Annotated in this window: 7 protein-coding genes; 4 read left to right on the forward strand and 3 right to left on the reverse strand. The window is 45.0% G+C overall.

Annotated features, from left to right (window positions below; all coding sequences use genetic code 11):
• Positions 1 to 16 precede the first annotated feature (16 nt).
• Positions 17 to 982 carry a DUF6076 domain-containing protein gene (locus tag B5F98_RS11350; protein WP_087372743.1) on the forward strand — a complete coding sequence of 322 codons (966 nt, stop codon included), beginning with the start codon at positions 17 to 19 and terminating at the stop codon, positions 980 to 982.
• Between the two features lie 145 nt (positions 983 to 1127).
• On the opposite strand, the gene B5F98_RS11355 is transcribed toward B5F98_RS11350, so the two are convergent.
• The 3 genes from B5F98_RS11355 to B5F98_RS11365 are packed head-to-tail and all read right to left on the reverse strand — an operon-like array spanning position 1128 to position 3296.
• Entirely contained in the window at positions 1128 to 2207 is a 1080-nt protein-coding gene (locus tag B5F98_RS11355) for a DUF4238 domain-containing protein (protein ID WP_087372746.1), read from the reverse strand.
• Positions 2208 to 2393, reverse strand: coding sequence for a hypothetical protein (locus tag B5F98_RS11360; RefSeq protein ID WP_143482791.1), 186 nt, complete (start codon positions 2391 to 2393; stop codon positions 2208 to 2210).
• A gap of 30 nt (positions 2394 to 2423) precedes the next feature.
• Positions 2424 to 3296: a hypothetical protein gene (locus B5F98_RS11365; protein WP_087372751.1), complete on the reverse strand. Its 873-nt coding sequence runs from the start codon at positions 3294 to 3296 to the stop codon at positions 2424 to 2426.
• Between the two features lie 156 nt (positions 3297 to 3452).
• On the opposite strand from B5F98_RS11365, the gene B5F98_RS11370 reads away from it, so the two are divergent.
• The 3 genes from B5F98_RS11370 to B5F98_RS11380 all read left to right on the forward strand — a co-directional run bounded on the left by B5F98_RS11370 (position 3453) and on the right by B5F98_RS11380 (position 6137).
• Positions 3453 to 3785, forward strand: coding sequence for a hypothetical protein (locus B5F98_RS11370; protein ID WP_087372754.1), 333 nt, complete (start codon positions 3453 to 3455; stop codon positions 3783 to 3785).
• Positions 3786 to 4254: 469 nt separating this feature from the next.
• Complete coding sequence (locus tag B5F98_RS11375) at positions 4255 to 4926, forward strand: response regulator transcription factor (RefSeq protein WP_087372757.1); 672 nt, start codon at positions 4255 to 4257, stop codon at positions 4924 to 4926.
• Between the two features lie 29 nt (positions 4927 to 4955).
• Complete coding sequence (locus B5F98_RS11380) at positions 4956 to 6137, forward strand: HAMP domain-containing sensor histidine kinase (protein WP_158099846.1); 1182 nt, start codon at positions 4956 to 4958, stop codon at positions 6135 to 6137.
• Positions 6138 to 6337 lie beyond the last annotated feature (200 nt).

The following is a 6337-nucleotide window of genomic DNA, read 5'->3' on the forward strand; positions in this document are numbered from 1 at the left end:
TCTGAGGTGACCAACCATGTGGTATAGCAAAATGTATTTCTCCGAGAAGCGGGAGTTCTTTCAGTTTGATGCCTCCGGCACTCAGGGCGCACCATCCACCTGCCGGGAGTTTCCCTTTTTAGAAAGCCTACTCACCTTTCAGGAGATGGATTGCCAGAAACTCACCCCTCCCCTGGAGCGAATCAGCCACAACTGGAATCGCCTGATCGCAGAGGATGACCGTCAGGCCGGAACCGAGGCCATGGTGGAACTGGCCCAGTTGGGACAGCGGCACATCTACCTGGAGCTTTTGTATGTGCGTTGGTATGACCGTTTTTCCCGCATGGGCATTTATGACGACCAAGGCAGCGCAGAAGATCAGCAGATGCTGGACGAACTGCAACACCTCCCCCAGCAGCTCCCTCTGTACCAGAATCAGATCCAACGATTCTTTGACTTAGTTTTGGACGTGGACAGCGCTGGACGTAACCCCCAGCTTCAGGCATCCCAGAACTATCTGTACGATGCTCCCAAAGATCCTGAGCTGTTCTCCTTCCACCCCATTCCCCTCAGCTTTGAGCCGGTGGAGCCCGGACGCTGCTCCCCTGTCCTGTACTCCTCCAGTATTTCAGATATGATCGACTACTCTCTGCGCAGTTGCGTGGAGAGAGGCATTACGGTCCGCCGCTGCAAGAACTGCGGCCGCTACTTCCCCCAGACCGGACGGGTGAGCGCAGAGTACTGCGAGCGCCCCGTGGCGGAAGGACAGCAGACCTGCCGGGAGGCTGGGGCCTTCCAGCAGTGGACCAAGAAGCAATCCGACGACCCAATTTTTAAGGCTTACCGTAAGGAGTATAAGAAGCGCTTTGCCTGGATCAAGGCTGGGCGCATCTCGGACACCGATTTCTACGCCTGGAGCGAACAGGCCAGAGAGATGAAAAAGAAGTGCGACGGCAATGCCATTACTCTGGATGAGTTTGTGGCGTGGCTGAAGCAGTCCTGATGTAAAACAGAGGTCTTCCCGACAACGGAAGACCTCTGTTTGATATTTTCTCATTTTTTGTTTTCAGTGGCGCAGTAAATTCGATCTTAATCACATAGGCAAAATGCCTCACCACAGGATTTGATTTCCGACTACCTTTCGATATTCACATTATTTTGGTGCGCTCTTTCTCTGTAGACACTATTTTTTCAATGCTATGTAAAGCTATTATCTGGTTAAGCTTTTTAACTAAGTCACTGTTTGCCATACGATATCCAACAATGTTCACTGGGCCACTTCCTTTTGCTATAAACAACATATGGTTAGGACTTATTGGGAAGTAATACCCATTCATATTATTTTTCTCAACGTGGGATATGTGTTGAAATGCAGGATTGTCAGATGTAATAAAACTGCCTGCATCAGGATATGCTTCAAAAAGAATAAACTGGCAATCTTCAACCGCTTTAGCCAATACGGTATGATAAAAACCTCCATCACCCTTATAAAACATCCCGTACAGTTCAGTAAACCACACCGCATCCATCATCTCTTCAGTTTCTTTTACACCCGAGAAAGTCTGCTTCAAAATATCGTTCATCCACGTATATACACCCATAGCATCAAACTGAGGGCTTCGACAGAGCATCATGAAGAAAAATCCCATCATATCTTTCGCTGCTTTTTCTGTAATTTTTCTATCTAAGCCTAATCCCGGGATTGGTGGTGCATGTTTCACTTCATCAATAAAGGTCTGGAGGATACTCTCCCAGTTGTTTTCAAAAACGACATTAAATGAATCTTCTAACAGGTAGCAGCGCATATCGTTAAATCGATTCAAAAGCGCTTTTTTCCTCGCAGCCGTCCCATCATCATAGTAAAAATCCCAACTATCAATATCACACAGATGTTTGTGAACACTTCTTTTTGTTTTAATTAAACTGTATCCCAGTTTTCCATAAACAGGCCGTGGGCTATTCGTTCTCATCGAATTAAAGATTTCGTCAACAAAAAAACTGTAAACCAGTGGACACTTTTTTGACAAGTACAACTGCCTAAAACTAATAGTATATAGATGAGGTTTCCAGAGAATGGTGTCACGTGTGGCTCCCTCACCAATAGTATCTCCTTTTTCAAAATAATAAACGCCACTAAACTGTTTCTGCGGTTCTTTCTTTGTCTCAACTTTAGTTTCCCACGCTTTCAAATATACCCTCGGAACAAAATGTTGGTTTCTTGTAGGCATTTACATTTCTCCTTCCCCGTGTATTGTGCCCGGCACTTCCAGAATGTACTCTCCAATGGCTGCTGGGTTATAGCCATTTGCTTCATAGATGAAGCGTAATCCGTCCAGCGTTAATATTCCTCTCTCCTCTCTATCATAGCACAGTTTCTTATAATCTTTGAGTTTCTTTTTCGTTATCATTGGCACAGGATGACCTCCCACCTACAAAGAACCGGTCTATAAAACATCCGTTGCTGCTCCGTCTTCTTGAATTGAATCATCTTCCCCATAACGTGGAATCGTCATTTCCGGCAAGTGTTCTTCTAAAATTACATCCCTAAGCAGCTCAAAATAGACCTTTTGTAGTTCATATTCTGATAACTTAACTTCTCGCTCACTGGACACTTCGTCTTCATAATTTTGCTCAATTGCACTCTTCAGTAAGGATATGGCTTTCAAAAGTTCTTCTGTAGGCTCCACATTGTTATCTTTGAAATCATCTATTTCACCGTACTTCTCGTCATAAGCCTTCTGGTAATCTAAACACCGAACTGCCAATTCAAAAAGCTCTTTCTTTAATTTTACTTCTACCTTGGCGAGGTGATTTATCGGATGGTGTTGACGATAGACATTTTCTGCGTACTCACGTAAGCCAATAACAAACCGAGGGAAGCAATCCGACGTGACCAGATACTTTAATGCGGCTCTATTTTCTTTTGTTAAATGGCATCCGAAAAGGATTTTTTTACCGGATGATATATTTTTCAGAGCTTTGCCTGTTTCTTCATCAATATCTAGACATTGACATGCTTTTTCCATTTCAAATGTTTCAAAGTCTGTTTCACCGGTTAAGTATCCTACCGTAACTCCAAAAAATTCTGCGATATTCAACATATTTTCATATGATGGAAAGCCAATTCTTTTTGCAACACCGTTCTTTCGAATTGTATATCCTACACGCAACCATCGACTTACATTGGCTTGTGTCCCCCCGCCAAATTTCTTTTTATATTCACTTAGAAATGTTTCCTGCACATATCCATTTGATTTCATAAGCCCATTAAGCCTCGTACACCAAATCTCAGCTCGACGTTGAGTTATATCATTCATAGTATATTCCTCCAATAAATCTGTTTTATTTACATCATCTATATATCGTTGGTAGTGTTTACTTTTCATACACTATCAAATAAAATAGATACAGTCAAGAAGTCGGTGAACACATGTTGGCCACACATAGAATATACAGATATCAGGAGGTCTCCCATGAACAATACCCATTCCGTACTTACTGCTAAAGACAACAACAATTTAAGAAATACTCTTCTTACAAAAGCCCAGCAGTTGATATTGGATGCTGCGTTCTCTGTTGAGAACGAGTCTAAGGGAAAGTATGCTACCAAAGCCAAATTGATTGAAAGCGCTGAAGATATGTCTACCCAAGAGAAACTTAATGCCCTAGATAGAAACTACGAACAACGAAATCAGGAAAGTCGGCAGAATGCCATTACATTTACAGTTGTCTCCCTCGGAGTGTTTGCTCTTATCGTAGGCAGTTCTTCTGCCATAAAAAATGTTCGCAAATTGATGGCTGCCTAATACATCTACTTCATTGTTATTGCCCTGCTGCTGGATGCACATCCAGCGGTAGGGCTTTTTATATTCTGCAGGGCATAAAAAGCTGGTCTGTAAAACCAACACCCTTAACGACACTGCGACCCCCTATGATTATGCGGCAACATTTTGTATCAAGGAGCGAGTCTGAATTTCACAGATCATATCGTCCGCTCTTGAGACCATCCTGTCCACCACCACGCAGATGATGTACCGGGAGTGCGGAACTGTCCGTTGACCCCAGCGGTGGAGATTTTGAAAAAGCATCCCCCATGTACTTGGCATAGGCGCTGTCCTTGTCAGCGTGTAGTCAAGGTTTATCTATATCATTTGGATAAAAATGATATAGATAAACCTTGACTATGAGGCATTACTTTTGTCTGTGATTTTCTTTCTTCCATTTGCCATTTCCCGAAAATCAAATTATAATGTGCAACGAAAGAAGGTGTTACACATGGCATATCACATATTGCTGGTAGATGATGAAAACGAAATCATTACCATGCTTCAACGTTTTTTGCTCCAAAACAACTATCGGGTCAGCTGTGCTATGGATGGGACAGAAGCCATAGAGAAGCTAAGAGAAAAACCAGACTTGATTCTATTGGACATCAACATGCCGCAAATGGACGGAATTGAAACGTGCAAAGCCATCCGTGACATGGTTTCCTGCCCCATTTTATTTTTAACAGCTCGAGATGAAGATGCCGATAAAATCGAAGGATTCGCCTCAGGTGGAGATGATTACATCACAAAACCCTTTTCCCTGCCTGAACTAAATGCCCGCATCCAAGCACACCTGCGCAGAGAACGCCGCAGTAAGGACATCCAGAGAAAAGTGTTTGGCTCAATTACCATTGACTACTCGGCTCGAGAAGTCTTTGTGGGTGAGAAAAGCATTCATTTCAACCGCAAGGAGTTTGACATCATTCAGCTGCTGTCCCTCCATCGGGGCCAAACCTTTGAACGTAGCCGCATCTACGACCGGGTGTGGGGGCTGGAAGGCTCCGGGGACGATACGGTAATCATGGAGCACATCCGAAAAATTCGGTTGAAATTTACTCAGGCTGGATGTGAACCATGCATTGAGACAGTATGGGGGATTGGTTACAAATGGGTTGCATAAAGACATGGATGGGCAAGGCATCCATCCCCATGGCTTTCATGGTGTGTGGTCTTGTTTGCTTGGCGGCTGCCCTTTCTCTGACCAAATTGACGGTATGGGTCGCCCAAATAAGCCGGGCCGAAATTGAAGACAAATACGAAATGACGGTGTACATTCCTCCAGAGGACATGGTTTTCACCGATGAAGTTCCGTTGACTGAATCGGATGATATGGCACTCTGGCAAGAGGTCACTTTGGTGGACGCAGATGATTTTCAGGCCGGAGACCGTCAGGCCTACGCCTTCTTTGGAAATTTGGAGGATGTTGCTGCAATTCTGTGGTATTCCGTATGCCTGGTACTGGCTGCGTTGATTTTTTATCACTGGAAAATCAAAAAGCCGCTGTCCATTTTGAACCATGCCGCACAGGAGATCACAGACAACAATCTGGATTTTCAAATTGATGACAGTGGAACGGACGAGCTGGGTCGCCTGTGTCACGCCTTTGAGATCATGAGGCGGGAACTGGTTGAAAACAATCGGAATATGTGGAACGCCGTGGAGGAGCGCAAACGGCTGAACGCAGCCTTTGCCCACGATTTGAAAACACCTCTCACCGTCATTCAGGGGCATACCGATTTGCTCGTCCATGAGCTTGGGGATCATCTGGAGGCACAACCAGAACTTCTGGAGTCCATAGCCTCCATTCAAAAGCAAGTAAAGCGCCTCAATTCCTATGTGTCCACCATGGGGGATTTGCAGCGTCTGGAAGATTACCAGCCCCGTCCACGGGAAATTCCTGCCCAGCGTATCACAGAGGCGGTCTCAGAAACCGCACAGCTTCTGTTCCCACATGGGAAAATTGAGTTTCATTCTTCTATCACGGAACAACTGCTGGTGATGGATTTGGAGGCATTCCTACAGATTTACGAAAACATTCTCTCCAACGCCGCCCGATACGCCAAACACAAGATTGCGGTATCTCTGGATCGAGAAGGAGATGTTCTCACACTCTCTATCACAGACGACGGCATTGGATTTTCCCAAAAAGACTTGCAATACGCTTCCGCTCCCTACTACCGGGGAGAGAAACACCCACTGGGAAGTACGCCACACTTTGGACTGGGGTTATACATCTGTCATGTGTTGGCAGAAAAACTGGGCGGAAACCTATACCTGGAAAACAGCGCAGAAGGCGGCGCACAGGTCACCGCAAAAATCTGCTGCATTTGAGAATTTGTTGAGATACTTCCATTATGATTCTGGCATAAGGCGAACAGGTCTTATGCCAGAATTTTTTTGGAGGTTATGAGATGAACAAACTGCTAATTCTAGGTATTATTCTTGCTTGGATCCTGATGGGGTGTAGTACGGGCTCCGATGCGCCACCCCCATCCCCCACTCCATCCGCCTCAGCTTCAGCCCTTCCCTCC

This window comes from Pseudoflavonifractor sp. An44 (assembly GCF_002161675.1).
Taxonomy (GTDB): Bacteria; Bacillota; Clostridia; order Oscillospirales; family Oscillospiraceae; genus Enterenecus; species Enterenecus faecium.

What these genes read in the sequence shown, in the direction of transcription:
- B5F98_RS11350 (WP_087372743.1), top strand. Translation starts at nt 17, where the DNA reads ATGTGGTATAGCAAAATGTATTTCTCCGAGAAGCGGGAGTTCTTTCAG.
- B5F98_RS11380 (WP_158099846.1), top strand. Translation starts at nt 4,956, where the DNA reads ATGGCTTTCATGGTGTGTGGTCTTGTTTGCTTGGCGGCTGCCCTTTCT.
- B5F98_RS11375 (WP_087372757.1), top strand. Translation starts at nt 4,255, where the DNA reads ATGGCATATCACATATTGCTGGTAGATGATGAAAACGAAATCATTACC.
- B5F98_RS11370 (WP_087372754.1), top strand. Translation starts at nt 3,453, where the DNA reads ATGAACAATACCCATTCCGTACTTACTGCTAAAGACAACAACAATTTA.
- B5F98_RS11365 (WP_087372751.1), bottom strand. Translation starts at nt 3,296, where the DNA reads ATGAATGATATAACTCAACGTCGAGCTGAGATTTGGTGTACGAGGCTT.
- B5F98_RS11355 (WP_087372746.1), bottom strand. Translation starts at nt 2,207, where the DNA reads ATGCCTACAAGAAACCAACATTTTGTTCCGAGGGTATATTTGAAAGCG.